This is a genomic window from uncultured Lawsonella sp., from assembly GCF_947252745.1.
GTDB lineage: Bacteria > Actinomycetota > Actinomycetes > Mycobacteriales > Mycobacteriaceae > Lawsonella.
On record NZ_CAMXWW010000007.1, the window covers coordinates 1 to 25,982 of the forward strand.

The following is a 25,982-nucleotide window of genomic DNA, read 5'->3' on the forward strand; positions in this document are numbered from 1 at the left end:
AGATGTGTATAAGAGACAGGGGTGTGGGAGAGTAGGTCGCTGCCGAACTTAACTTAGAAGAGCCCCGAGGGTTGAGAGCAATCTCCCCCCGGGGCTCTTCCCATTTCCAAACATAAGTAGAGTTAATAGCCGTTGCTCACTACTGTGCACCCTCAACACAACACCTGCTTCACCTCTAAACAGGAATCAAAGGGTTCCTTCCCCCTATTCCATGCCGATTCCACTGGTGGGTTGCTATCACCGGGTTTGTAGAGGCTATAAATTAGGCACTAGAAAGCGGCTAAGCCTAACGACGTCGGGCCCAGCCGCGTTACGTGAAAGGGCTCCGTAGGGTGTTCTCCTACGGCTATGCTACGTTCGCGCTATACGACGAGGTCCTCATCTGCTAGCAGCAGTACATCGTTACGCTGCTCCCGTACATCCTTTAACCGTGGACGCAGCTTACTCAAGGTATCCCATTCGGTAGTGGGAATTGTCCGTCTAGCCTCCGCAATGATCGTACGATCCGTCGTACCCCACGCTATCGGCATCGGAGTAGCCAAGTCCCAATAGTCATGTCCGGCACGCAGCTTTTGAGACCCCGTCACCGCTACACACGGCACCTTCTGACCGATTACCTTACGCAGCCCAGGGATGTCGTGAACGTCGCGGGCGACTAACGCCCACTTCGTCGACTCCTCTGGTTTCTTTGATAAATCAACGAGTGCCAACAGCGTCATCCCACTCTCTCGCGTATCTGCGACAATCGCAGGAACTAACGATGACTTTTTAAAAGTCTTATCAATCGACCCGATCGCAGTTGGAATCCACACCATCACAACGCCAGACACCGCCGCAAGGACACACAAAACTGATACCCAAAACACGCTAGCGCCTTTCGCGTACGCAAAATACGCGGCAACGCCGAGAATGATCGTCAAAATAAGGGACGATACCTGCAAACGACGGCGATCACCCACCAACTCGTTGTGCTTCTTCGCGTGCTCCTTATCGATGGGGAATTCAAAGATTCGCACTGGCATCGCAAACCTTCTACTTTCTCTAAAACATTATGGCTAAGTTCTCAAAGTAACGTTTCGCGAGTTAGCCCAAACTATCCAACTCGTCCGCATTCACAATGCGATACCCATAACCCTGCTCCGCCAAGAAACGCTGGCGGTACGTGGCATAGGTCGCATCGATCGTGTCACGGGCGACAATGGTATAGAAGTGAGCCTCCTGACCACCACTCTTCGGACGAAGCAGTCGGCCCAATCGTTGGGCCTCCTCCTGCCGGCTCCGGTACGTTCCAGACACCTGGATCGCGACCGATGCTTCCGGAAGATCAATGGAGAAGTTCGCAACTTTACTCACTACCAGGGTACTTATCTCACCTTGTCGAAACGCGTCGAAAAGACGTTCCCTTTCGGCTGTACGGGTTGTCCCCTGTACCAGTGGGGCATCGAGTTTGGCTGACAACCGCTCTAATTGATCCAGGTAGGCGCCAATAACCAGGGTAGGTTCAGAGGGGTGACGAGCGATCAAATCCGCCACTACTCTATCCTTAGAAATTGCCGTGCAACAGCGTCGGTACATCTCCTCACGCTCAGCTGTCGCATAGGCCATACGTTCTTCATCCGTCAACGTCACCCGCACTTCAGTACAGTCAGCTGTAGCGATCCATCCCTGGGATTCCAGATCCTTCCACGGCATATCAAAACGCTTCGGCCCAATGAGGGTAAAAACATCCTCTTCGCGGCCATCCTCACGCACCAAGGTGGCAGTCAAGCCCAACCGTCGACGTGATTGCAGATCAGCAGTGAGACGGAATACTGGAGCGGGCAACAGGTGGACCTCATCGTAGATAATGAGCCCCCAGTCCCGTGAGTCGAATAACTCCATTGACCGGTAGATGCCCTTCGTCTTCCGCGTCACCACCTGGTAGGTGGCGATAGTCACCGGGCGGATTTCTTTCCGCTCCCCTGAATACTCGCCAATCTCATCCTCGGTAAGGGTTGTACGCTGCAGCAGTTCCCTCTTCCACTGCCGGCCTGCCACCGTAGAGTTCACCAGGATAAGAGTGGTCTTCTGGGCTCGCACCATGGTTTCGATGCCCACTACAGTTTTCCCGGCGCCACAGGGCAGTACGACTACCCCAGACCCCCCCGCCCAGGCGGCGTCTGCGGCCCAGCGTTGGTAGTCGCGTGCCTCCCAACTGACATGTTCTTGGCTGCGTCCGATGGGATGCGCTTCACCATCGACGTAACCGGCAACATCTTCTGCCGGCCACCCCACCTTGATGAGCTCTTGTTTGAGGTGGCCTCGTTCAGAAGGGTGAACTGTCACAGTGTCAGGGCCGACCGATTGCCCCAAAAGAGGGCGAATCTTCTTGTGGCGCATGACCTCTGCCAGTACCGCAGGATCGGTGGAGACAAGCACTAGCCCATGAGCAGGGTCATTGACAAGGTGGAGGCGTCCGTAGCGCTCCATCGTCTCCGCAATGGCGATGAGAAGAGGTTGCGGTACCGGGTAGCGGGAATAGCGCACCAGGACGTCCACAACCTGTTCTGCGTCATGTCCTGCGGCGCGAGCGTTCCACAGTGCGAGCGGGGTGATGCGATAGGTATGAATATGCTCGGGGGCTCGTTCGAGCTCAGCGAAGGGAGCAATGGCCTGGCGCACCTCGTCAGCTAGCGGATGATCGACCTCCAACAACATAGTGTTGTCGGACTGGACAATCAGCGGACCATCGGACATTCAAACTCCTCAACAGTTTCAGCTGTCACTCGTCGGTGACGATGCGGACTGAACGGATCTTATGCAATGCGAAACGGTAGGGTTGACGGGTGGCGAGCTCCATAGCGTCTAGCCGGCCACCCGACATCCCCTGGGGGAGGAGGCGAATCTGTGCTTCAACCCCGGTTCCCTTGATAAACCCGAGGATCACCTCCCGGTTGCTGGTAATAGCCTCCTGTAGCGTCGGAATGATGCCCTCGCCCGTCACCATTGGCCCGCTGTTTCGACTATTGTCCTCGGCAGCCTGCAGGCGGTTCGCGATCTCCAAGACCTGCTCTTGGGAAAACTGTGAGTGCAAAGACCGGGTAGTGAGGGAGTCATCGGTAGGAACCGGGCTGCGGTAAGGATTATCTGTTAAAGGACGTGGCCGATGGTGGCGGAGTGCCAATACCCCGCCATGGTGATCTTCCAGAATGGGGCTGAAACCAGCCTGTTGCAACGCGGAGTGTAGTTCACGTGGCGTGACGTCAGCTATCGCCACCGTGGGAGCAAGAGAGCGGAGTCCACAATGGTGTACCGCTGGTGCGGCCATGACAGTACGGATAAGCGCGGGATCGTCAGAATGAACGACGGATAAGGCAGGAGCAACCCGTAGAGCTCCATGGCGGCGGGCGGCATCGTCAATGAGGTACCCCAGTGCCTGCGGTACGGCATTAACGGACAGATCTTGGAGAAACGTGTGGATATCGGTGGCGGTAAGGCCGGTGTCCAAGGCGTGTCGGATGCTTTCTTCAGTGATGCGGTAGAGGGTCGCCATTCCAGGGGATTCTACTTTTGCGAAGCGCCGCAACGTGTCAGTGTGAGCGGGGGAGAGAAAACCTTGGACGAGCACGGTGTAGTCGTCTTGTACCAGGATGGATGTCGTTTCTGGAGGGATATGGGAAGCGATTGTCTCTGCCAGCTCACCCGTGAAGAGGGAGCGTCCCACTTGGGTGAGGGTAGTGGAATGTAGCAGGCCAAGCATCTCTGCCACCTGCAGCGTATCCGTGAAAGCGTCACCGCCGGCGAGGGCGGGGATCAGCGGGTAGTTCCAGTGTGTGAGTGCGGCGACGTCAGAGGCTTCCGCCGTGTGGAGAGAGGTCGGCCAGAGAGTGAGACTCTCTAACAGTTGGTGGCGAATCGCTAAGAGATGGCTATCCGCGGCATGCGGGTTCAGCGCTAAAGCACGCTCGTGGGGTGTACCGCCCCACGGCCGGGGACTGTGCCACCAGGTACGGATGAGGAGTTCCCATTGTTCTGCGGGGGAGACCGCTAGGAACGCGTCAGCGGTGATGGTGGTGGTCCACGCGCCGTCCTCGAGAAGTGATTCCTCGATAATTCCGAGGGCAGCGAGTGCCTCTAGTCCAATGGTGATCTGGTCGGTGGCGAGGTCGGTACTAGTGGCGAGCCGACGCAGCTCTCGTTGCCCAATGCCCCCATCGGCGAGCGCATGCAGCGGTTGGTTATCGATAGTAGTAATGAGCTCACGTAGCGTGTGCAGAAGCAGCGCGAAATGGTCTAGCCCTGTTGCGAAGGAACCAGCAGTAGTGCTGGCCAACAGATGGGCGACTGCGGTGGGGGAATTCCGCTGCTTGGGGGTAGGGCAGACTAGCGGCTCCTCGTGGGCTGCGGCGATGGAGTGATGAAGTGCGGAGTACACGTCTTCGGGGAGCAGTACGGTGTCCTCTGTGCGCTTGTCGAGGGTCAGCAGCTCCGCAGCGAGCAGCTGTTGTAGAGGATGGTCGGGTGGCGCTTGCACAACGGCAGTGGCATGGCCTTTCCGGCCAGATTCTGCAAGTGTTTTCAGTACCTGGCGTTGCTTTGGAGGGAGGAGTGCGATGTGTGCGCGCAACTCACTACAGTCCCGCAACGGAGGATTGTCCAGCAGGTCGAGGGGGAGTTGGGAAAGGACGTCAGGGAGCCCAGGGGGAAGGAGATAGCCGTCATCGTCACCGGGATAGAGGAGTGCGTAATTCTGTAGGGAGACGGCGAGATTCTGGGTGTCATACGGAAAGCAGTCTGTTGCTCCAGGGAGTATGGGGGAGAGTCCAGCGTGATCGCCCGTATTCTTCTGTATGTTTCCTGTTGCTACTGTCGCGAGAAAGGCGAGCTGCGGGCGATTAAGGCTACTCAATGCGCGTCGGTAGGAACGTTGTTGAGTGAGTCGAGTGGAGAGGACGACGAGGCTAGTGGGCGGGGGAACAGCGGCATCAGGACGCAGGTGGAGGAGGGTGGCCAGGCGTTCTGTGGTGAGTGAGCCCAGCCACGCATCCCAGCTGGTGTGCGTACGCAAGTCCATCCATCCAGCTTACCGCGAACCGGAGAATAGCGAGTGTGGCGGGGTGAAGGGTAGGCCTGTTGACATAGTAGTGTGGCCAGCTAGTGAACTAGCTGGCCACACTACTAATGTGAGTGCCGGGAGCTGCGGTAGCTCACGCGACAGGGGGAGGTGTCCTTTAGCAGTAAAGGTCAGAAAGCGGAAGGATACTGAGGAGACTGTCCTTCTTGTCTTTCTGCGAATTAGCCTTCTTCTCTATTTGCAGAGGCAGAGCAATGGTGGACTTAGTGGCTTTGGTGCCCTTCGCGGAGACCTTAGCGGATTCCGTGGAGGAGGTCGTTGTAGCATTAGCGCCGACTACTGGGGTGGCGCCATCGGTCAGTGCATTGAGTGTACTGGAGGGGGCGTAGAGCTTCTCTTCTAGGCCACCGTCGCCTTCGACAACCTTAGCGGCGGAACGGTTTACCTTGGTGTAAGTGGGGTCGACTTTTTGTAAAACCGTGCTGTCGGACTCTTTGCTGGCTTTTCTGGCCGGCTTAACGACTTTATTGGTGAAGCCGTTGTTGATCTCATCAATGGCCTTGTCGGCTTTCTGTTCATTCACGGGGAGGCCGAGGTTGGCGGCAGTTTTTACGGCAGCGCCAGCGGTTTCGGTGGCCTTGTACTGGATGAAGTTATTTTCGCGTTCACGGCGCTCTGCTTCGAGGCGTTTCTGCTCGGCGAGACGCTTCTTCTTCGCGAGTTCACCAGGGGTCACGGTATTGCGAGGGGTGGGGCCACTGCTCAGGCCGAGAGAGGAGGAGCAGGCTGGCCAGGCACCCCATCCTTGGGTAGCGAGCACCTGCTCAGCTACTGCGATTTGCTGATCCCGGGTGGCCAGATCTGCTCGGGGGGCGTAGTTGGTACCGCCGTGGGCGGCCCAGGTGCCTTGGCTGAACTGGAGGCCACCGTAGTAGCCGTTACCGGTATTGGTGTGCCAGTTGCCACCGGATTCGCACTGTGCCAGACGGTCCCAATCGGAGTTGGGGGCGGCGGAGGCGAGGGGGGATGAGATGACACCCACTGCGAGGGCGGCAGCGCCGGACAGGGCGATGGAAGAGACCGCTTTCTTTACATCGGCAATTCCATACTGTCGTCCTTGTGCAGAATGTGCACCCATGAGGTTCCTTTTCCAAACAAATGCGCCGTTCATCGGTGTTCTTATGGGGGTAGTGCAAAGAACATGGGCCCTGATGTAGGCCGTTGTGATGACCGTTCCCATCCTTGTTCGCTGTTCAGGGGGCAGCGCTCTCGACGGTCAGGGGATGGGAGATGCATCCTGACAACCGGAGTAGTTGAAGCAACTATGAATACAAGAGTACAGTTCCGTGTCCGAATCGTCACCTAAACGAAATAAATATGATGCTCCTAATCTGGGGAAAATGCTGCACGTTTCTCGAAGTTCCCTGCGTATAGCCCTATTTTAAAGATCAAGAAATCATTACAAAATCCCACAAAGTGGGAGAGTTTGTGACGAAATGGTGACGAAACGCCTCCCGCCTTATTGCTTTATATAGGTGACAGGGAATCGGTACACTGTAGGGACTGTATTGAGTACAAACCCGTGTACACACCAGGAAAGGAGATGCACGGATTATGCCCCACGGAAAAGTGAAGTGGTACGACCCGGAGAAGGGGTTCGGCTTCATTACCCAAGATGAGGGGGAAGACGTCTACGTTCGTGCTTCTGTTCTTCCTGAAGGCCTCACCGAGCTGAAACCAGGTCAGCGTGTCGATATGGATATCGCTGCCGGACGCCGCGGCCCTCAAGCACTTCGTTTGGAAGTCCTTGCACCGGCTCCCTCCGTATCTGCTAACCAGCGGAAGCAACGTCGACAGAGCGCACACCGGCACACTCCGGACGAACTTCACGGAATGATCGAAGACATGATCACGCTTATGGAATCCGCCGTGCAACCGGAACTTCGGAAGGGACGTTACCCCGACCGTAAAACCGCGCAGCACATCTCGGAGATTGTTCGCGCGGTAGCGCGCGAGCTCGACCACTAGATTTGATCTGCTCCCACCTGCATACAGCCTCTGGCGTCGCACCAGGGGCAGTGACATTCCCCGACGTGAAAAGTGGCACAATAGAACTGTGAGTGACGACATCGCAAAGACAACTCCCTCTGCCAACCCCACACCGTTGGGGACTTCTGCTGCGGAGACGCTGGCCAGGCAGGCTGTCGCTGACCTCCACTCCGGCGGGGCAGGCGAACTCCTTGGGGTACAAGCCGAAGACAACGGTTCCACAACCTACCGCTTCTCCTCAGATCTACCTGGTTACCGCGGATGGGAATGGCAGGTGGTCCTCTCCGGCGATGAGTGCCATCCCACTCTAGACGAACTAGCACTAATGCCAGGCGACGACGCACTGCTCGCCCCGGCCTGGGTTCCGTGGGAAGAACGGTTGCAACCGGGAGATCTCTCCGATGGAGACATTTTGCCGGTTGCGGAGGACGATCCCCGGCTTGTCCCCGGCTATGTGGACTCCGGAGACGATGAACTCGATGACGCAGCCATGCCTATTGGCTACGGACGCGAGCGAGTGCTGAGCCCTCAAGGACGCGACGAAGCCGCTACCCGCTGGGCCAAGGGAGAGTACGGGCCCCACAGCACCTGGGCGAAGAAAGCCCCCGCCCGGTGTGAGACCTGCGGTTTCTACCTGCCTCTAGCAGGAGTATTAAAAGCAAGCTTCGGAGTGTGCGCTAATCGCCTCTCGGCAGATGGACACGTTGTCCATGTCCGTTATGGGTGTGGAGCTCATTCCAGCATTAAAGAAGACCATTCTGCGGCTCGTCCAGCAGACATGTACTTTGATGATGCAGAATTTGAACTCGTCACCAAACCTGTTGAGACGGCCACTTCAGCTGACGAGACGCCAGGAAACGCATAACGCACCGTTACTGTTGGCGCGGAATTTTGACGACCACACGGTCGACAGCCTCGTCCCCCTTGCGCTGGACATCGGGAAGTGAAGTCTGCGCAGTGGCAGCCCCACGGCGTACTGCACTCCGTTGCCAAGCAAAAATGGCGTAAATAACGATACCGACAGCAATACCACACACCGCGACCCACATAGCTGTGGTGTGAACTCCCACGACAAGCAACGTCGCCAGCGATACCAGCCAGGCCGCAGTTCCTGCAGCGATCACCGGCCGAGGGTCAATAAGGCGAGCTGGTAGAGCGGGGATGGTGCGTTTCATCATATTCTTTCGGTACCGCCTTGTCATCGTTACTATCGTCAACAGTACCGAAAACAATACGGTTTTCCGCCCAACTAGGATGTAAAACACACCACGTTCCCAGGAAGAACACCCAGCATGGTTCACATGATCCCCATCGCCGACCCCCTCGACTCCCGTATCGATGGCTTTCGGAATCTCAACCATGCCGAGAAACGACGTGATCATGCTGGACCAGACGGCGTCATCATCGGTGAAGGCTCACTGGTGATCGACCGTATGCTCGCCTCATGGTGCCCACCCACACAATTCCTTGGCACGGAAGCAGGGATTGCCCGCCTCACTGCGATGCCGGATTATGGCGCACTAGCCGCATCCACCCCCTTCTTCCTTGCGACAGAAGAGGTCATCTCAGAATGCGTGGGCTTCCACTTCAATCGCCATATTTTTGCGCTGGCACCGCGCCCCACTCCCCGCACGGTCGAGGACGTCCTCGCTTACAGTCCGCGCACCCTGGCTGTGTTGGAAGGGCTGAACGACCACGCCAACATCGGAAGTATCTTCCGCAATGCAGCTGCGTTAGGAGTGGGCGGGGTACTTATTGGTGCCGGGTGTGCGGACCCGCTCTATCGGCGATCAGTACGCGTGTCGATGGGACACGTCCTCCGCATTCCATTCGCGCCCTGCACCGGTGGTCCGAACGATTGGCAAGAACCCACCTTTGCACAGTTGCGCGCGGCCGGATATCGTATCCTCGCCCTTACCCCAGCTCACGATGCGCAGGTGCTTTCGGATGTTGCGGAGGGTGGCAAAGTTGCCTTTATTGTAGGGGCGGAAGGCCCCGGATTACGCCGGAAAACAATGCGGCTAGCCGACGCGAGAGTGCAAATACCCATGCAAATTGGGGTGGACTCACTGAATGTCGCCACGTCAGCCGCAGTGGCCTTCTACGAGCGCGTCCGCACCCAGCACTAACGATTGTCGGTGTAGTCCTCACCGTAGGCTGCCGCATAGTCCTGGTAGTCGTCAGCATCGCTGTAGCCACCAGCTACTGCCTCGTTGGCAGGATACTCGTCACCAGCTGCGATATCTGGGGCATAGTCGCCGTAGGGAGAAAGTTGCTCCTCACTAGGAGCGAGAGCATGCTCCTCGACAGGATCGCCATTCCACCACCGCTTAAAGCGGGTCCATAGACCATCCTTATGAGCCTTATCCTCTTTACCCGCGGCAGCTTTCGTCCGTCGGCCAGCTCGCTTGTACCCCTCGGCAGCATCGTCCTCGTCTGCCACTTCGCCAGTTGCTTCTTCCAACTCTGCAGCAGCGAGTTCATCGGCAGAGACGCCCGTACCCATCTCCGGAGACCGAAGTGCCGCATCATCAGGGGCATTGCGGTCCAGGGGGCGAGCTTCGGGTCGGCCGTCAATAGCAAAACCATTCACCAAAATGTTGAGGTGGTGGGCCCGCGGCTCAAAGCCCAGCCATGCTGTGTAGAGCGTAAGCAGCATATCTCCCGGCAGGAACGGGAGCGGAATGGCGAAGTCAGACCCCAGGTCAATCTCCTTCGGTACCGGATACTGCCCGGCCCAGTAGGGGCCTTCCACGCCTAGAGGAAGGCCCTTGTCTTCAAGGATTTCGCAGGCTGTAGCACTAAATGCACGTTCCAATTTGCCCTGGTGCCAGTGGGCAAAGCCGGCAAAAGTTCCCGACGGCCCCTGTGCGAAGGCATAAATGTCATCTGCCGCATCCGGCTGCACCCATTCGGGTACCAGGTCGAGCATGCGATTGAGCGGAATGGCCGCAGTTTGCAGCACAGTGACACCTGGGTAGGTGCCAACGTACACCTCTGTGTGTCCAGCAGGAGCGGAGCGGGTGAGGGGAAACGTTCCTAGAGGAGTGACGGGTTTGTCAGGGAAGAGACCGGCGACAAGCTGCAGCCCGTACTCGGCATCGGGCTGCGGGTTGGAGGCCAGCAGTGCGTGGGCATCAGGAGCGGAGACAAACCACAGTGTTACAACAGCTTGCTCTGCAGAATTAGTCATTTTGTTGACCTCGAACACCTAGTAGGACATCTTCCCAAGAGGGCATTGTGGGGTGCTTCTGCCTCTTCCGAGCAGAACGACGAGAATGGTCATCATCGCCCTTGTGCGCGGAAGGAGAAGCGGAGAGAGGCTTCACCGGGGGAATGAATTTCGCAATAGGGGGCGTAGCCCCCTCGTCTTCCTCCGGCTGAGATGAAGTCGCTGGGGAGCTCTTGTCAGCACCGGCCTCCGGTGTGTCGACGGCAGTATCTCTCTTGTAGGCCGCAAACTGCCGAATGTTATCCAGACTCAGCTGCTCGGTCGTGGGGGCTGAGGTAGTGTTCTTGGTGCGCTTGCTGGCGCGGGTTTTCGCGGTGCTTCCTTCATCTGTCGCTGGTGCAGGAGTATCGGTCGTGGCGGGGGAGGGAGCCTCCACGGATTCGAGGGATCGGACCGGGCCAGGAGTGGTGGGGTTGGTGAAGTCATCCATGCTCACCGTCACTGACTTCACATATCCGGGAGTGCGACGGCGCGCACTCCCCGGGCGGGAGCCATCCGGCAAACCCGCTGCGTCGCGTTGCGCTGCCACCGCCAGTTGGTGACGCGTTTCTTGGCTCGTTCGGGAATTGCGAAGGCGTGCTGCCCCCAGGTTGGAGATGGGGGTAACGTTTGTCGGCCGGCTGGGGACAAAAGAGGGGTCGGTAAGCTCGCTCGCTGTCTCGTCGATGGGGCTGGTGACAGCGTAGGAGCGATCCTGCTGAAAACGCCAGTGCGCGGTGTTGTCAGCATGGCCTTCTTCCCAGCGAAGTTCAATGATCCAGTGGCCATCTGCTGTCTTCCACGAGTCCCAGCTTCCGTCGTGGTAGTCGATACCTCGTGCACTGAGCCCCGTGTGTACCGCCATAGCGAGGGTGATGTCGGAGGGGCCGTCCGCCAGAATCGGGTGAGATTCCTGGGCACGGTGCACCATGTTGGCCCGTTCCATGAGGATCGGACGGGCCAGATTATCGAGGCGGGATCGTTGCATGCCGGCACGGTCCGCCAGTTCATCGGTGGAAGCCCCGGCTCGGATGAGTTCCTGGATCTCTGAGGGACGCATGGTGTTGGATTTCTCTACCCGAACTTGCCGCAGCCCTGGTACGTCACCTCGTGCGGCAGCACGCAGCTGCTCATCGGCGATGACGGAGAACTCTTCTTCAGTCGTCGGATCGCGCAGGATGATGCTGTTTTCGTCCGCGTTGTAACCAGCTACGTGTAGCTCTCGCATAGTCGACACCTCCGCTGGTTGTGAGTTCCTTACAACAACTTTAGCGGAAGACACCTGCGTTATTGGGAAAGGACAGTACAAAAAACCGTGGAAGACCCACATTTTGGTGGATCATCCACGGTTTGTGAAAGCTCACAGTCCGGGGACCGGATTAGCGGTTGGGCTTAGAGATGTTCGACAACGTAGTCGATGCACTTGGTGAGCTGACTAACGTCCTCGGGGTCGATAGCCGGGAACATACCGATGCGCAGCTGGTTACGGCCAAGCTTGCGGTAAGGCTCGGTGTCGAGCACACCGTTGGCGCGCAGAGCCTTGGCGACAGCTGCGGCGTCGATCTCATCGTTGAAGTCGATGGTGCCCACTACCAGCGAGCGGAGTGCCGGATCCGTCACGAACGGGGTGGCGAATTCACTCTTCTCGGCCCACTCGTAGAGACGGCTGGAGGAGTCGGTGGTACGGCCGACGGTGAAGTCCAGGCCGCCGTTCTCGTTCATCCACTCAACCTGGTTCGCCATCAAGAGGAGGGTGGCGACGGCAGGGGTGTTGTAGGTCTGGTTCTTGCGGGAGTTGTTCAGGGCGGTCTTGAGATCGAGGAAGCTCGGGATGAAGCGGCCGCTTGCGGAGATTTCCTCAATACGGTCGGTAGCAGCGGGGCTCATTACTGCCAACCACAGGCCACCATCAGAGGCATAGCACTTCTGGGGGGAGAAGTAGTAGCAGTCAGCATCTGCAATGTTGACGGGCAGGCCACCGGAGCCGGAGGTGGCATCGATGGCGATGAGAGCATCCTCAGAGCCTTCCGGACGCTCGACACCCAGCATCGCACCGGTAGAGGTCTCGTTGTGCGCCCAGCCGATAAGATCGCAGCTATCGTCAGCGACGGGAGTGGGGGCAGAACCAGGTTCTGCGGCGATAACGACCGGATCCTTCAGCCACGGAGCCTTCTTCGAGGCAGCGGCGAACTTGGAGGAGAACTCACCAAAGGTCAGGTTCAGAGAGCGTTCCCGAATAAGACCAAACGTTGCGGCATCCCAGAAAGCGGTAGCACCGCCGATACCCAGCACAACTTCGTATCCTTCAGGGGCGTGGAAGAGGTCAAGCAGTCCTTCTTGGATGCGCTTGACGACATTCTTCACAGCAGGCTGGCGGTGGCTGGTGCCCATGATGGAAGCACCCGGATCGAGCAGCGAGTCGAGTTGTTCTTTACGAACCTTGGAGGGTCCGCAGCCAAAGCGGCCATCAGCGGGAAGAAGATCAGCAGGAATCGTGATCGTAGCGTCGCTCATTATTGTCCTTCGTGACTCTATATGGAGATTGTCTTGGCCAGCAGCCTGGCACAACTACCAGGAGGAGACTCTTACGATTCTAGTCCGACTCGATGGGGTTAGGGAATTGGGCTCCGCCCTCGGCGAGGGTCCTTCTTATCGCCGTCACCGTGCCGTCACCGGCACATCACCAACTCCCCGCAGTGGATTGCCTAGACTTGCCTCACAGCCGGCTACAAGTGGCTATTCTTATGGGCAATAGAGCGTGTGGCGGACTGAATCTCCCAAATTGTTCCCGACCCCTTTACTACCCGCATGTGTCGAGGAGAAGAGCTGATGGACAAGAGTTTTGAAGACAAGATCGCGCTAGAAATCGAAGCTCAATTGGTTTCTGGGCGAACTATTGCGCTGGAGTCTGGCCCTTATCGGGCGCTGATTGATCGACAGGGTGCGGCTATACAAGGCCTCTGGTGGACCCCATCCGAAGGGGCAGCGGAAATCCCGCTAACGGAACCCTACGGTGCGGAATCTCCCTTTACGTGTGGTCAAACTCTCATCCCTTGGCCTAACCGTATCGCGGATGCTCAGTTCCTTTTCCAGGAGACACCGGTGTCTTTGGAGATGAGCGAACCGGCGCTCCGCAATGCTATCCATGGGCTCGCGACGGCAGCGCTGTGGGATGTGTCCGAGAAAGCTGCCGATGGGAGTTTCGTGACGTTGAGCTTCCGCTCGGGCCCAACTCTGGGCAATGGATGGCCGTGGGAATTCTCCGTAGAGGTGCGCTATGAAGTATCAGCTGCTGGTCTGACGGTTGCAGTGTCAGTGATAAATGAGTCTCGCCAAGAGATGCCGTGGGGTTATGGTGCGCATCCCTACATCACTGCGGGTGGCGCGGCCTTGGATACGTGCACGTTGGAGGCGAGTGTGGACGAGTGGTGGGTGACGGATGACCGTAACCTACCAACCGGTGAGCACCTACCGGTTGGGGAAGGGGTGCCGGCACTTCGCCAGCCGACTAGTATGGAGGGTGTCTGGTTCGATACTCCGTTCACGGTTGCGAAAGACACGCCAGTTGATGTTGGTTGGCGGGAGCTTGCGCGGCTGATTGGCCCGGCAGCAGAGGATCAGAACATTAGCGTGGTGATGGATGCAGATTCTGGTTTTACCTGGTTGCAGATTTTCACTACTGGCGAGAAAACTGTGATGTTCCCCGGCAAGGACGCTGAGGAAGGGCGTGCACTGGCCGTGGAACCCATGACATGCCCGCCTAATGCCATGGTGACTGGCCAAGATGTCATCGTGCTCCAACCACTTGCCGAGTGGTCAGGACAGTGGCGCTTGCACGGGGAGGTTTCTGACCGCCTCTAGTCACCTCAAAATGGTCGAGCAAGCAAGATCCGCGGGTTATTTTAAAATAGCGAGAAGGTATTCTTAGGTTCACAACTGTATGAGATCTCTTTCTACAGTGGGAGCCGGACTCCCGAGCCGCAGAACGAAAGGAAAGCGTGTGAGTCAGGAGCAGAACCCTAACGATATGGCCAAGTTGCTTCTCCCAGATGGCGATATCGACCTGCCTATTGTGCACGCAACCGAGGGTTACGACGGCGTCCAATTAGGAGCTCTTCTTAACAAGACGGGGATGATCACCCTCGACAACGGTTATGTCAATACCGGTTCGTGCGAGTCGCGCATCACCTACATCGACGGTGACAAGGGCATCCTCCGATACCGCGGTTACCCCATTGAAGAGTTAGCAGAGAAGGCCACCTTCATGGAAGTGGCCTACCTGCTTATTCATGGCCACCTTCCAGATTTTGCGGAACTGGAAGACTTCCGTATGAGCATCAAATACAACACGGAACTCGATTGGGACTTCCGTAAGCTCTATGAGGCAATTCCGCGGTGGGGCCATCCGATGCCGTCTATGTCCGCTGCCGTCAACCTACTGTCCTGCTATAACCAGGATTGTTTGGATCCCCACGATCCGGAGCAGGTGGAGAAGGCCACCCGTGTCCTCATGGGGCAGGTACCGATGCTCACTGCGGACATCTACCGTCATCTGCATGGCATGGCTCCGATGTACCCCCGCCACGAGTACACCCTGGTCGAGAACTTCCTGCGGATGATGTTCGGGTCTCCCTCCCAGGAATACGAGTTGGATCCCGAGCTGGTCCACACTATGGAGGTGCTTCTCATCCTGCACGCAGACCACGAGCAAAACTGCTCAACGTCGACGGTGCGCATGGTTGGATCCTCGCAGGCGAACCTTTTTGTCTCCATCGCCGCTGGTATTAATGCCCTGTACGGTCCGCTGCACGGTGGCGCTAACCAGGCTGTGCTGGAGATGCTGGAGAAGATTCGCGATGACGGCGGCGACGCGCATGACTATATGGAGCGGGTGAAGAACAAGGAAGACGGCGTTCGTCTGATGGGCTTCGGTCACCGTGTTTACAAGAACTACGACCCGCGGGCAGCCATCGTGAAGAAGCACGCTCACCGTGTCATCGATATGTTGGGTGGCGATGAGCTTCTCGATATTGCACTGGCGTTGGAGGAGAAAGCGCTAGCTGATGACTACTTCGTTGAGCGTCGCCTCTACCCGAATGTCGACTTCTATACCGGTTTGATCTATCGGGCGATGGGATTCCCGACCCAGATGTTCACACCGCTCTTTGCCTTCGGTCGCCTGCCTGGATGGATTGCCCAGTGGCGCGAGCAGAATAGCGATCCTCGTAACAAGATCGGTCGTCCGCGCCAGGTGTACAAGGGGGAGACGGAACGTGCTTACGTCCCGCTGGAGGATCGTCAATAAGACCACTCGGGCGGGAGTTACTACAGTGCGTGCCAGTGTCTCCTCAGAGGGGGCCTGTTTGTCCTGGTAGATAACGCTAAACAGAGAAGGTCGGCCCTGAGGCTGACCTTCTCTGTTTATCTTGCCACAGTGGTCGACTTCGCGCTGTGTACGGTAGCATTAACATGTGCGCACATAATAATGTGTCGCGTAAGGATAAGCAGAGGACAAACAAAGGACAAGAACATGGCTGATTGCGGCTGCGGCCCCGATTGCACCTGCACCGATGACTGCACCTGCTGCGCAGAAGGACACTGCGGCAAGAACGAGTGCGGCCCCGATTGCACCTGCGACTGCCATAAGTAGGGCCTTATAGGGTCATGGCGTAATAAGTGAACTCAGCGCCACCCGAACAAGACAGTGCGAGGCGAACCACGACGGTTCGCCTCGCACTGTTGTGATGTCTTATCTGTCGTCAGGGGAGAGAATGGTCTCTGCCCCCGTATGCCGTACAAGCCAGTCTAGAAAATAGGTGGGCGCTACTTCTGTGTGTCCAGCTTCACCACCATCTTCTCGACAGTCGCATACGGAAGGGAGGTCCGCGTCACCACTGGATCTTTGAGGTAATAGTCATTGACCAGTTTCCACGCGGCAGGGTTGTGGCGTACATAGACACCATGGTCGCCACCCTCCGTCTTCACAAAGTAGGCGTTCATGGCATTGGCCATCTTGACGCCACCCGAGTAAGGAGTCTGTGTGTCGTACACCGACTGCAGCACCACTGGACGAATTGTGAGATACTCACCCGTGACCTGGACAGGCGTAGTGGTCGGCGCAATACCCGGACACATCATCCCAGAGGTAACGATGAGGTTCTTCAACGTAAAGAAGTCCTCACCCGAGAAGTAAGCAGCGACAGTCGCCGGTAAGTTTGCTGGGCTCGGTTTAACAGCATCCTCATTGCACGTGACAGCCATGAACACGTTTGCAGAAATAACTTGCTCGTCCTTCTCTTCCTTCGTCAGCGGCTTCGGGCGAGGTTTCTGCATGTAGGCAGCCACCACGGGCCAAACCGAGCGGCTCACGAAGGCGGCGCCAGTGAGCTCCCACAGATTGTGCTCCTGCTTAGTGCTGGGAACCTGCCAGGCGCGAATAGCGCGCTCAATACGATCGGCAACGGGGCGCGCCAGGTTATAGCCCTTCAGGTAGAGCTGGACGTTGTGGCGAAACTCTGGGGGCACGTCGCCAATCTGTGCAGGAGGTGCACTGAGACGTGGAGTGCCAGGGCCATGCATCTCTTTTTCGATGATGCGGTACCACTTGGTGTAGACCTTCAGCGGAGTGTCTCCCAGGTGGTAAAGGTCGTCATGGGCGGCGATAAAGTCAAACATTTCGTACATACGGCGCCGCTGCATGTCACCCTGGTTACCGAAGTCATTGGTCCAGATCCCAGAGGGGTCAACAGCAGAGTCGAGGACGAAGCGCCCGGTGTGTTCCGGAAAGATGGTCGCATACACTGCGCCGAGCCACGTGCCGTAGGATGCACCGTAATAGTTGATCTTCTGTTCACCCAGGTACTGGCGTGCCATATCAAAGTCACGTACCGTGTTTTCCGTAGTGACCTGGTCAAAGAGGGTCTGATAGTCCTTCACGCAGCGCTCATACTCAGCCTGGGCCTTTTCCTTGGCTTTGGTGGCAGTGTCCTTTGGATCAACATTCCCGACGAGCCGTTGAAACTTTGATACAGCTTTGGTGGCTTTTTCCTTAGCGCCCGCAAAAGCCTTCTGCGGGTTCTTTTTTTCATCCCTCTTTGGAGAATCAATCTCCGGTACGGTCGGCTCGACACAGGATTTCAGCGGAGTTGCATGCTGCAAACCACGGGGTTGCACAGAGATGAGATCGAAATGCTTGTGGAGCGGGCCGGCGTCGGTGGGAACCATCCAGCTCCACATGTTGAGAGCAGAACCGCCGGGACCACCCGGGTTGTTGAGGATGATGCCGCGAGAATGGCCGGTGGCCTTGATACGAGACATCATGATGGTGATCTTCTTGTCGCCAGGCTTGCGGTAGTCCAACGGCACCTTAAAGGTGGTGCACTGCACGTGATAGGCGGGATTGTTGAGGACGTCCTTCGGGCAGGGTCCCCAATGCAGAGCATCGCCGGGGTGCTCAGCAGCTTGTGCCACCGCGGCGGCGGGAGAAGTTAGCAGACCTGCTGCTAGTGCGGTACCCGTCATCAGACTAAGAACTTTGTGGTGTGTACGTGGAAAAGCCATGGTGCGCACCCTTCTGTGAAAGTAGCGGTGTCTCTACGATTCACCGTCGGAAACACGGAGGGAGATAGCGGAACCGGCATCAACTAGTGAGCTGTCCGCATACTCACCACGATGTCTCCCTGCGGAACTGTTAACAAAGCATCATCAAGCTCCACTCTACCCGCATGGAGAGAGATGAGGCTCGTAGAGTCCGTTTGACCTGGGGAAAGAGGAATCTTCACTGAATGCCCGGACCAATTAGCGACAAACAGGAGGCCATTGCGCATTAGTGCAACGACCCCCGGCTGACGCCAGATAATGCGCGCGGTAGCCAACACCGGGATATCGGATGTGTGGTTGTGGCGCGGCTGAAGAGTGCCGCTCATCGCCCGATAGCGCCATTCCACCATGGTGCGGTAGGCAGCATGACGCTGTACGCAGAGGAACTGCCCCACCTGTGGACGCAAGAGGTTGGGAGCGCAACGGGGAGTGGCGACGAGCCCTGCAGGTGTCGAAGGGGCGGGCTGGTCGCGAGAATCAAATGCATAGCCGCTGTACAGGAAGGGGCTACCGTGCTGAGTAGCCAGCATCAGGAGAGTTGTGAAATGGTAAGCCCAGCCATCTCGGTAGGTGAGGAGGTTAACGTCTCGCTCAAAATCGTGGTTGGTGACGATAGGTACTGCTTGAGAGGGGGGAAGTAGCCCTTGCTCAGCTCCCGCCGAAAACAGGCCGGCAAGGTCCCCGTAGTGGAGAGCATCTTTCGCTACTCCGGCGAAGGCGAAGTCGAAAACACGGCCATTCCGGAAATACTCCTGCGGATGGATGGGTTCGTCCAGACCAATTATGACTTCCTGCACCACAAACTTGTCGGCGGGTACGACCGAAAGAATGCCGGCGATATCTGCGGCAGAAATGTGTTTAGCTGCGTCAATTCGAAAGCCATCAACCCCTACACTGAGCAGGTCACGGAGGTAGGTGTGAAGAACCTGCTGGACATGGGGAGAACCGGTGTCGAGATCCGGTAGCCCGAGGGCGTCACACTGCTGTACTTGCCCACGATCGAAATAGGTGTGAAGTACTCCGTCGCGGGTTAGCTGGCAATGATGAAAGTCTGCCGAGGTGTAGATACCTGGATAGGAGTAGCGATGGAACGTACTGCCAGCGATACCGCGGAAGGGTGGAATGGCGGGCGCCATGTGATTCATCACGGCGTCAGCGATAATGTCCACCCCATGTGCATGGCAGGTTTCCACCATCCGGCGAAGCTCGTCCTGGGTCCCTAGTTTGGAGTCCAACCGGTAGCTGACGGGTGCGTAGGAGCTCGTCCAGGTGGGGATATTGAGGTTCTCATGTGGTGGACTAATAAGAACCCGGCGAATACCCATCGTGCCGAGTGAGGTTCGGCATTCGTGCGCGATATCGTTCCATGGCCACTGAAACATTTGCAGCCCCACGTCACGGAAAGCACGCTCGCGGGGAGTAGTAGTCGTGTGTTGACGGTTCGCAGCCCTCTGCTGTACCAGGTTCCCTGGTAGCGTCTGTTCGCTGTACGCGAACGAGATAATAAGGGAGGCGAGCATAACCGCTATGGTCACGGTGGAAGTCACTATGAATGCTAGCCCTAACCTGCTGAAACGGGGTGTACGCGAGGACGTCAACTGCATGTTTATAGGATACGTAAAACGAGTTTCTTTTCGAGAGTAAAGACAGTAAAGACACTGAGAGCGCTAGGATTTAACTATGTCTCCACATCGCTCTGCCCCAGTTCCCCAGGTTATTCTCAATGACCAAACCTGCATTCCCCAGCTTGGTTTTGGCGTCTACAAAGTTCCCGAAGATGATGCCTACCGAGTTGTCTCGGAAGCCCTCGAAGTAGGCTATCGACTCATTGACACGGCTGCGCTCTACGGCAATGAAGAAGGCGTCGGCCGCGCAATTCGCGAGTCCGGGATTCCTCGTGACGAAATTTATGTCACCACCAAACTCTGGAACACCGACCATGGCAAAGAGAAGACGGCGGATGCCTTCCACGCCTCCCTTGAGCGCTTGGGACTTGAGTATGTGGATCTCTACCTCATCCACTGGCCTCAGCCAGCTGTCGACAAATACGTCGAAACGTGGGAAGAGATGATCTCTCTCCGGGACACAAATGAGCTCCGTAGCATTGGGGTTTCCAACTTCACTGCGCCAACGCTGAAACGCATTATTTCCGAGACGGGAGTTGTGCCGGTCCTCAACCAGATTGAACTCCACCCCGGTTTCTCCCAGGCAGATATGCGTGAATGTAACAGTTACTTCAGCGTTCGTACCCAAGCCTGGAGCCCGCTGGCGCGCGGTGAAGGCCTCGATGCCGATGCTATTACCTCGCTTGCCGAGAAATACGGCAAGACACCGGCACAGATTGTGCTGCGCTGGCACCTGCAGATGGGAACGCTTGTCATCCCGAAGACCACCCACCGGGAGCGTATGGAGGAGAATTTCGACGTGCTTGACTTCTGGATGGACGAAGAAGAGCTCGCCTCTATAACGAATCTGGATCGAGCTGACGGCAGAATGAGTAAGGACCCAGACGAGTTCAACGGGGATCTGTAGACTGAAGTAAAGACAACAGACACTGTCTCCCGCCCCGGGGTTGAGTCTCTTCCTCAGCGACTGAGCCAAGTGGGTGGGACGAAGAGAGGTATCTCACTCGTGGACACTACAGTTGAGTTCCGCATCGACGGCGAAGTCGTGAACCCCGATGCTGAAAACCGCCCTATTCTGGTCGAGATCTTTAGCAATGCCCGCATCGCCAAGATGACCCTGCGCAACCCCGAACGGCGTAACGCGCTCAATGCAGAACTATGCCGTGGTATTCAGCTGGCCGTTGAGCGAGTCGAGCATGAAGGCTGCCGCAGCCTTGTTATCACGGGCACGGGCGAAGTGTTCTGCGCTGGAGCGGACCTCACCGGTGGTGTGTTCTCCTCGGGATTCGCAAATCAGAACGTCGCCATGCTGCGCACGATTGAGCGCTCGAAGCTTATCATCATCGCCTACGTGAATGGTGCAGCCATTGGTGCCGGTGCACAGCTTGCCATGGCCTGCGACCTGCGAGTTGCGGACGATGAAGCTTTCTTTGCGCTGCCCGTGGCGAAGATGGGCTTTGCGCTGGATAACTGGACTGTCCGCCGGCTGGAGTCATTGGTGGGGGGCGGTTTTGCCCGCACCATTCTCTACACGGGCGACCCCTTCCATGTGAAGGAAGCTGCGGCACACGGTCTGGTGAATAAGATGGGCAACGTTGATGACGCCCTCGCCTGGGCCCAGGAGATTGCCACCTACGCACCGCTCACCCTGCACCACCTCAAGCTCGTCTTTAATAATGACCTCGCCCAACAACAGCCCACCCCCATGCAAGCGGCCGCAGCCAAAACCGCATGGATTAGTGAAGACCTGAAGGAAGCACGCCGTGCCTTCACAGAAGGACGCCGCCCCCGCTTCCGTGGCATCTAGAGCGCTCCCCGGCATACCTGGCTTTCCGCACGTTCGGCTCCCTATGTCCAGTGCACGTCCACACTGAGGTACCGACTCTGCGCACGATATTTGCGTAAACAGAAGGAGCCACCCAATTGGGTGGCTCCTTCTGTTTATCGCCACATCTGTCGAGCTTTCACACCTACCTGGCGAGAGAGAACAGTGACCTGAACGAGTGGACAGGGTGGCTGGCAGGAGGGTGCTAATCCTGGAACTTTGAGACCGCATGCTGGGTAGGGCCAGTCTGCTCCCGCTCGATACGGTGTGCGTCGTGGCGGGCGGCCTCCCGAATGGCCTTCTTGGCGGCGCGCCGGGCAGCCTGTATGCCCAGGATGGCACGTTGTGTGCGTCCGATGAGGTGTCCGCGGTGGAATCGCGGGTGACGACGGTCGTACAACCACTCGGGGTCCGTCACCATACGAGCGATAGCGAGGCCCGCACCAATAGCAATAACTACCAAACCAGCATCCATCAGGTTGCGGGCTGCCAAGCCGAGGTCACCGACATTGAGGAAGTAGATGAAGCGGTACATGGACGCACCCGGAATCATGATGACGGAACTGGGGACGGACATCGTAATACGCGGAATCCGCATAGAAGGAGCGATGATTGCGGCAACCAGACCAATGAAGAGAGCCGCGATAAATGCACCCGTCTGGGTCGGCAGATTCAGACCTACGATGCTTTGGTCGACGAGGATGAACTTCAGCAGGTTAGCGGTAGCGCCCGTCACCGAAGACAGCAGTGCCATCCGGCGGGAGCAGTTGAAGAGCACGGCGAAGCCGGCAATACCGATAAAGGAGGCGACCCATACGAAGAGCGGCCACCACTCGACGCCGAAGCGAACCTGGTAGGGGTTACCGATCTGGGGGAGTGGTTGCAGACCGGTCGCCAGGGTGACAATCCACACCGAGCTGGTAGCGGCAGCCAGGAGTGTCAACATGTAGGTGAAACGCTGGATACCGGAGTTGAAGTCGAGTTTCGCCAGGTCCAAGAGGCTGGTGAACATGGGGAAGCCGGGAATAAGAAAGAGTACTGAGGCCACGAAGCCGGCACTCACCGGAGCATATCCGGCGTTAGCCGAGTTGTAGATGAACCCGGGAACAATTTCGGCAGTGATAGAAACGCACAGGAGGTAGATGACGGAGGCAACTACGCCAGCCAGGGCGGCAACACCCAGTTGGTTCCAGCCACGGTGCCCGAGGACGCGGCGTGTCATTTGGCCGAAGGTTGCCCCCAACAGGACAAAGAGTAGTGCTTCCGGCGGGAACTTGTTGAGTACGGCGAACGCCGCACAGGCGAAACCAGAGGCGAGGGCATTGACCCACAACCCGTAGCGTGGCTTCACCCACTTAACAACATGGTCGATGCGAGAGTTCAGATCTGCGTTACTAATGCCGTGCGAGATGTCTCGGGAAATACTCTCGAGAGCCTCGATGCGGGAAGCGTTGACGCCGATTGCGGGGGCTTCACTGACCAGCGTCCGGTAGTCGTCCTTGGTATAGGCGGTTGCCGTAATGTTGGTGAGCGTCACGGAGGCGTCGAAACGGTCGATACCCAAGGCGAAGGCGGCACGCTGCATGGCGCGCTTGACGCGATAGCCGCCGGTACCCGCTGCGAGCAGGAGAGAACCGAGGCGAATAACAGTAGTGGTGCGCTCAGCCAGAGTAGAGGGGTCGTCGATCTCTTGCCGTGCTTGCACCGGCTCGGCGACGGTTTCCGCTACAGCATCTTCAACTGCATTGTGCACTGTTTCGGCAATTACAGCGGATGTCTCGGGGAGGTCTTCGGGAGTCTTGTTTTGCGCAGGATCATCACTAGTCACAAAGCCATTATGACTGTTGGGACGCTAAAAGTGAATTTTAGGGACCCGTCATCATTGGTAGAAATCAATTAGTCTGAAATCACTAGAGAATCGCTGAGACGACCCTCCAATTCCGAGCTCCCCGCATGTTTGGGAAGGAAGGAGCCCCGGGTGGCTGAAGAGAAGTTTGCCGCCGCCGCACTCGCCACAATCTCCGATGAAGCTGACTATACGTCAGCAGAAGGATTAACGGAGGCTCAGGTCAGCGAGATCCGGGCAGCTGGCAACGGTAACGACCACCAGGTTCGCGCCGGGAGGAGCGTGGGCGAGATTATTCGCGCCAACGTCTTCACGCGTATTAACGCCATGCTGGGTGTGCTTTTCCTTATCGTGTGGAGTACTGGCTCCATTATTAATGCGGCATTCGGACTCCTCATTATTGCTAACTCGGGAATCGGTATTATTCAGGAGATTCGCGCCAAGCGGATGCTGGACAAGCTTTCTATCGTGGGGCAGGCGAAGCCGACGGTTCGGAGGCAGGGGGAGAATGGCTCACAGGACACCGCGATTCCAGCGACAGATTTGGTGCAGGGTGATCTCATTGTTCTCTCGGCGGGGGAGCAGATCCTCGTCGATGGCGAGGTGATCACGGCACAGGCACTGGATGTTGATGAGTCTCTCCTGACGGGAGAAAACGACCCTGTGCATAAAGAGGCGGGTGATGTCGTTTTGTCCGGTAGTTTCGTGGTAGCTGGCAGCGGCCTGTACCAGGCAACAAAGGTGGGAACGGAAGCTTACGCCGCTAAGTTGGCCGCTGAGGCATCCCAGTTTAGTTTGACGAATTCTCAGTTGATGACCGGCATTAACAAGATCCTGCGGGTCATTACGTGGTTGTTGGTGCCCACCGGAATTGCCACGATCTACACACAGCTTTTCCAAACGGATAAGCCGTGGAAAGAGGCGGTTCTGTCGATGGTGGCAGCACTCGTTCCGATGGTGCCAGAGGGCCTGGTGCTGATGACCTCTATTGCCTTCTTCGTGGGTGTCATTCGGCTGGGGCAGAAGCAGTGTTTGGTGCAGGAGCTTCCGGCTATTGAGGGGCTTGCCCGGGTTGATGTGGTGTGCACGGATAAGACCGGCACGTTGACCAATAACTCCATGGAGTTGAAAGAGGTGACTCTGCTGGGGGATGCGGCCAAGGATGAGACCTTGGCTCAGACGGCGCGGCAGGCGCTGGCAGCCATGGCAGCCTCTGATGATTACCCCAATGATTCCATGAAGGCCATTGCCGAGTGGGCTACCTCGGACCGTGATGATGTCCCTGCTGGCGGGGAGGACTGGGAGCACACCGCTGTCGTCCCCTTCTCTTCCGACAAAAAGTGGTCGGCGATGGGCTTCGGAGAGAATGGGGAGTGGATGCTCGGTGCACCGGATGTGTTGGCAGCCCCAGATTCCTCTGCCGCCGCTACTGCAGATGAGGCGGGCTCGACCGGCTTGCGTGTGTTGCTGCTGGCACGGTCGGACACACCGGTGGACGAGCTGGCGCACACTCCCGCAGAGGAGTTTGTGGAAGCGGGAACCGTAACGCCGCTGGCATTGGTCCTGATGCAGCAGTCTGTGCGACCAGATGCTGCCGATACGCTGGCCTATTTCCACGATGAGGGGGTGGACGTGAAGGTCGTGTCTGGCGACAATGCCACTTCGGTGGGAGCAGTTGCCAGTGAACTCAATATGGTGGGGGCGGACGCACCGCTCGATGCCCGGAAACTTCCGAAGCTCCCCGAGGACGCGTTTGCACAACGTATCCACCAGCAGGAGAGAACCGTGTCGACTGCGGCAGGGGAGTTCGCCGACGACGTGGAGAACCATACGGTGTTTGGTCGGGTGACTCCTGAGCAGAAGCGCTCCATGGTTGGAGCGTTGCAACATAACGGCCACACGGTCGCGATGACGGGTGACGGAGTGAATGACGTTTTGGCCTTGAAGCGTGCCGATATTGGGGTGGCGATGGGGGCGGGATCGTCTGCTGCCCGATCTGTGGCCCAGATTGTGCTGTTGGATAATCGTTTCGCTACGTTGCCGTCGGTAGTGGGAGAGGGACGCCGGGTGATTGGCAACATCGAACGTGTTGCTCATCTCTTCCTCACGAAGACGGTCTATTCCGTGATGTTGGCGCTACTTGTGGTGTTTGCTCAGGTGCCGTTCCCTTTCCAGCCGATCCACGTCACTATCACGGGCTGGTTCACCATCGGTATTCCGGCGTTCTTGTTGTCGTTGGCCCCGAATTCCGCGCGCGCGAAAGACCATTTTGTCCAGCGGGTGCTTCGCCTTGCTGTTCCTTCCGGTGTCATCATTAGTGTGGTGTCATTCGTGACGTATATGGTGCTTCGGCATGTCTATGGCGAAGACGGATCTGGCATTTCTGATGCCTTGCAGACGCAGATCTCCACAGCGACGCTGGCGGCGTTGATTGTGACAGCCACGTGGGTGTTGTGTGTTGTGGCGCGGCCGCTGCGCTGGTGGAAGATTCTGCTGGTGGTACTGTCGGCCGCCATGTATCCGGTGATCTTCTTGTGGCCGTTCACAGCAAAGTTGTTCTTCCTCGATGCCAGCAATGGTGTGCTGATGCAGTGGGGCTTGTTGGCAGGCCTGTGCGGTGCAGTTCTCGTGGAGATCCTTTGGTGGGTGACGGGAGCTGTGAAGGGGGAGCGGCGTTTCGTCTGGGCTCGTACCCGGGCACCCTTCGAAGCGGAGCAGCAGGAAGCAAAAATGGCGGAGGCGGCACGGAAACGGTCAGCTAGTTAGCTGTCGGC

At 57.4% G+C, this 25,982-nt stretch carries 18 protein-coding genes and 1 pseudogene; 8 read left to right on the forward strand and 11 right to left on the reverse strand.

Going from position 1 to position 25,982, the window contains the following annotated elements:
- Nucleotides 1-362: 362 nt before the first annotated feature.
- The 4 genes and pseudogenes from Q0X28_RS06840 to Q0X28_RS06855 all read right to left on the reverse strand — a co-directional run.
- Nucleotides 363-1,016, reverse strand: a complete 654-nt coding sequence (locus Q0X28_RS06840) for a DUF3239 domain-containing protein (protein WP_296239721.1) — start codon at nucleotides 1,014-1,016, stop codon at nucleotides 363-365.
- A 67-nt stretch (nucleotides 1,017-1,083) separates the two neighbouring features.
- Nucleotides 1,084-2,736, reverse strand: a complete 1,653-nt coding sequence (locus Q0X28_RS06845) for a DNA repair helicase XPB (protein WP_296239722.1) — start codon at nucleotides 2,734-2,736, stop codon at nucleotides 1,084-1,086.
- Nucleotides 2,737-2,761: 25 nt separating this feature from the next.
- A complete protein-coding gene (locus Q0X28_RS06850) occupies nucleotides 2,762-5,053 on the reverse strand; it encodes a helicase-associated domain-containing protein (RefSeq protein WP_298577224.1) in 2,292 nt (763 codons plus the stop codon).
- 739 nt (nucleotides 5,054-5,792) lie between these two features.
- Nucleotides 5,793-6,191, reverse strand: a pseudogene (locus Q0X28_RS06855) (transglycosylase family protein); the annotation flags it as partial.
- A gap of 476 nt (nucleotides 6,192-6,667) precedes the next feature.
- Between Q0X28_RS06855 and Q0X28_RS06860 the strand changes: the two are divergent.
- Both Q0X28_RS06860 and Q0X28_RS06865 read left to right on the forward strand, forming a co-directional pair.
- Nucleotides 6,668-7,081 (forward strand): cold-shock protein, encoded by a 414-nt coding sequence (locus Q0X28_RS06860; RefSeq protein WP_296239725.1) that lies wholly within the window; start codon nucleotides 6,668-6,670, stop codon nucleotides 7,079-7,081.
- Nucleotides 7,082-7,169: 88 nt separating this feature from the next.
- Nucleotides 7,170-7,967, forward strand: coding sequence for a DUF3027 domain-containing protein (locus tag Q0X28_RS06865; protein ID WP_298577226.1), 798 nt, complete (start codon nucleotides 7,170-7,172; stop codon nucleotides 7,965-7,967).
- A 7-nt stretch (nucleotides 7,968-7,974) separates the two neighbouring features.
- Here Q0X28_RS06865 and Q0X28_RS06870 read toward each other — a convergent pair whose 3' ends face one another.
- Nucleotides 7,975-8,280 carry a DUF2530 domain-containing protein gene (locus Q0X28_RS06870; protein WP_296239729.1) on the reverse strand — a complete coding sequence of 102 codons (306 nt, stop codon included), beginning with the start codon at nucleotides 8,278-8,280 and terminating at the stop codon, nucleotides 7,975-7,977.
- Nucleotides 8,281-8,394: 114 nt separating this feature from the next.
- Between Q0X28_RS06870 and Q0X28_RS06875 the strand changes: the two genes are divergently transcribed.
- Nucleotides 8,395-9,231 (forward strand): RNA methyltransferase, encoded by an 837-nt coding sequence (locus Q0X28_RS06875; RefSeq protein ID WP_296239730.1) that lies wholly within the window; start codon nucleotides 8,395-8,397, stop codon nucleotides 9,229-9,231.
- Here the strand turns inward: Q0X28_RS06875 and Q0X28_RS06880 are convergent.
- From Q0X28_RS06880 to serC, 3 genes are all read right to left on the reverse strand, one after another.
- Nucleotides 9,228-10,295 (reverse strand): DUF6928 family protein, encoded by a 1,068-nt coding sequence (locus tag Q0X28_RS06880; RefSeq protein WP_296239731.1) that lies wholly within the window; start codon nucleotides 10,293-10,295, stop codon nucleotides 9,228-9,230. The genes Q0X28_RS06875 and Q0X28_RS06880 overlap by 4 nt on opposite strands.
- Nucleotides 10,288-11,541: a septation protein SepH gene (gene sepH / locus Q0X28_RS06885; protein WP_296239733.1), complete on the reverse strand. Its 1,254-nt coding sequence runs from the start codon at nucleotides 11,539-11,541 to the stop codon at nucleotides 10,288-10,290. Before sepH ends, Q0X28_RS06880 begins: the two co-directional genes overlap by 8 nt.
- A 164-nt stretch (nucleotides 11,542-11,705) precedes the next feature.
- The gene (gene serC, locus Q0X28_RS06890; protein WP_296239734.1) at nucleotides 11,706-12,827 is read right to left on the reverse strand and encodes a phosphoserine transaminase; all 1,122 of its coding nucleotides are present in this window, start codon (nucleotides 12,825-12,827) and stop codon (nucleotides 11,706-11,708) included.
- Nucleotides 12,828-13,121: 294 nt separating this feature from the next.
- Between serC and Q0X28_RS06895 the strand changes: the two genes are divergently transcribed.
- Together Q0X28_RS06895 and Q0X28_RS06900 are read left to right on the forward strand one after the other, a co-directional pair.
- A complete protein-coding gene (locus Q0X28_RS06895; RefSeq protein ID WP_298577229.1) occupies nucleotides 13,122-14,174 on the forward strand; it encodes a hypothetical protein in 1,053 nt (350 codons plus the stop codon).
- 166 nt (nucleotides 14,175-14,340) lie between these two features.
- Entirely contained in the window at nucleotides 14,341-15,618 is a 1,278-nt protein-coding gene (locus tag Q0X28_RS06900) for a citrate synthase (protein WP_298577280.1), read from the forward strand.
- A 518-nt stretch (nucleotides 15,619-16,136) separates the two neighbouring features.
- On the opposite strand, the gene Q0X28_RS06905 is transcribed toward Q0X28_RS06900, so the two are convergent.
- Complete coding sequence (locus Q0X28_RS06905; RefSeq protein ID WP_296239737.1) at nucleotides 16,137-17,873, reverse strand: alpha/beta fold hydrolase; 1,737 nt, start codon at nucleotides 17,871-17,873, stop codon at nucleotides 16,137-16,139.
- Between the two features lie 83 nt (nucleotides 17,874-17,956).
- Complete coding sequence (locus Q0X28_RS06910; RefSeq protein ID WP_298577231.1) at nucleotides 17,957-19,447, reverse strand: alpha-amylase family glycosyl hydrolase; 1,491 nt, start codon at nucleotides 19,445-19,447, stop codon at nucleotides 17,957-17,959.
- A gap of 145 nt (nucleotides 19,448-19,592) precedes the next feature.
- Here Q0X28_RS06910 and Q0X28_RS06915 point away from each other — a divergent pair, with 145 nt between their 5' ends.
- Both Q0X28_RS06915 and Q0X28_RS06920 read left to right on the forward strand, forming a co-directional pair.
- Nucleotides 19,593-20,444, forward strand: a complete 852-nt coding sequence (locus Q0X28_RS06915; RefSeq protein WP_296239740.1) for an aldo/keto reductase — start codon at nucleotides 19,593-19,595, stop codon at nucleotides 20,442-20,444.
- A gap of 99 nt (nucleotides 20,445-20,543) precedes the next feature.
- Complete coding sequence (locus Q0X28_RS06920) at nucleotides 20,544-21,344, forward strand: enoyl-CoA hydratase (RefSeq protein ID WP_296239742.1); 801 nt, start codon at nucleotides 20,544-20,546, stop codon at nucleotides 21,342-21,344.
- A gap of 223 nt (nucleotides 21,345-21,567) precedes the next feature.
- On the opposite strand, the gene Q0X28_RS06925 is transcribed toward Q0X28_RS06920, so the two are convergent.
- Complete coding sequence (locus Q0X28_RS06925) at nucleotides 21,568-23,190, reverse strand: threonine/serine exporter ThrE family protein (RefSeq protein ID WP_296239744.1); 1,623 nt, start codon at nucleotides 23,188-23,190, stop codon at nucleotides 21,568-21,570.
- A 189-nt stretch (nucleotides 23,191-23,379) separates the two neighbouring features.
- Between Q0X28_RS06925 and Q0X28_RS06930 the strand changes: the two genes are divergently transcribed.
- A complete protein-coding gene (locus Q0X28_RS06930; protein WP_298577282.1) occupies nucleotides 23,380-25,974 on the forward strand; it encodes an HAD-IC family P-type ATPase in 2,595 nt (864 codons plus the stop codon).
- Nucleotides 25,975-25,982 lie beyond the last annotated feature (8 nt).